Source organism: Streptomyces sp. SP17BM10, assembly GCF_036322405.1.
Classification (GTDB): Bacteria; Actinomycetota; Actinomycetes; order Streptomycetales; family Streptomycetaceae; genus Kitasatospora.
In genome coordinates, this window is sequence record NZ_JAQYXB010000123.1 from 1 (window position 1) to 1,292 (window position 1,292).

At 73.8% G+C, this 1,292-nt stretch carries 1 protein-coding gene; it reads left to right on the forward strand.

The features are described 5' to 3' along the window. Positions 1-44 precede the first annotated feature (44 nt). Positions 45-1,292: MFS transporter (locus tag PUR71_RS00445; protein ID WP_329924273.1), on the forward strand; the 1,248-nt coding region annotated here is incomplete at its 3' end.

Sequence of the window (1,292 nt, forward strand, 5' to 3'; positions counted from 1 at the left end):
CCGACCCTGAACACCCCGATCCACCAGCGGAGGACCGAACAGTCATGGAAGAACGCTTGACCGAACACGCGCCCGCGGCCGCGTCCGCGCGGGTGGAGGAGCGGCCCGCCGGGGCGCCGGCGAACACCGAACCGGCGATCTGGTCCCGCAGCTTCCGGTACTACTTCACCGCCCGCAGCGCGGGCCTGCTCAGCTGGGCCATGCTGCCGGTCGCCGTCTCGGCCGGCCTGCTCAGCGGCGGCTACGGCCTGAACACCGCCGGGTACTCGATGGCCTTCCTGGTGGGCCCGTTCGCCGGCCTGGTGCTCTTCGGCGGCGTCCTCGCCGACCGCTTCACCGCCCGCCGCATGATGATCGCTGCGGACCTCGCCAACCTCCTCGCCCACACCCTCCTGGCGTTCCTGTTCATCCACGGCATCGACCAGCTCTGGCAGCTGTACGCGCTGCTCGTGGTGGCCGGCACCGCCAACGCGATGTTCCAGCCGGGCGCCTCCTCGACCGTCCCCCTCGTCTCCCGCGACGTCCAGGGCGCCAACGGCGTCCTGCGCACCTCCGAAGCCCTCACCGGCCTCGGCGGCCCCGCCCTGGCCGGCGCCATGGTCGGCCTCGGCGCCACCGGCTGGGTCATGGTGATCTCCGCCCTGGCCTACGGGACCAGCGCGGTCTGTCTGCTCACCCTGCGCCTCGGCGTGGTGCCCGCCCCGCCGGCCGGCGAGAGTCTGTGGCACAACCTGGCCGTCGGCTGGCGGGAGTTCCGCTCCCGCAGCTGGCTGTGGGGCGTCATCGTCATCTGGATGGTCTTCGCGGTGCTCTCCTGGGGTCCGCAGCTGTCGGTGGCCGCCGGCGTCATCGTCCCCGAACACGGCGCCACCGCCTTCGGACTGATCAACTGCGCCCTCGGCGCCGGCACCGTCGCCGGCGGCCTGCTCGCGATCCGCTACAAGCCCGAACGCCCCCTGGCCGCGGGCGCGGTGGCGATGCTCGCCTACCCGCTCTACCCGCTCGGCATCGTCCTGGACTGGCCCGTCTGGCTGCTCGCCGCCGCCCAGTTCGCGGTCGGCGTCGGCATCGGCGTGTGGGGCGTCATGTGGGCCACCAGCGTCCAGACCCAGGTCCCGGGCGAGGTCCTCAACCGCGTCCACGCCTACGAGGTCGCCGGCTCCGTCGGCATGTACCCCATCGGCAGCGCCCTCGCCGGCCCCGCCGTCGGCGCCTTCGGCACCGACCGCGTCCTCCAGGTCGGCGCGGCGGTGGCCCTCGCCACCGCCGCCGCCCTCCTCCTCACCCACCCC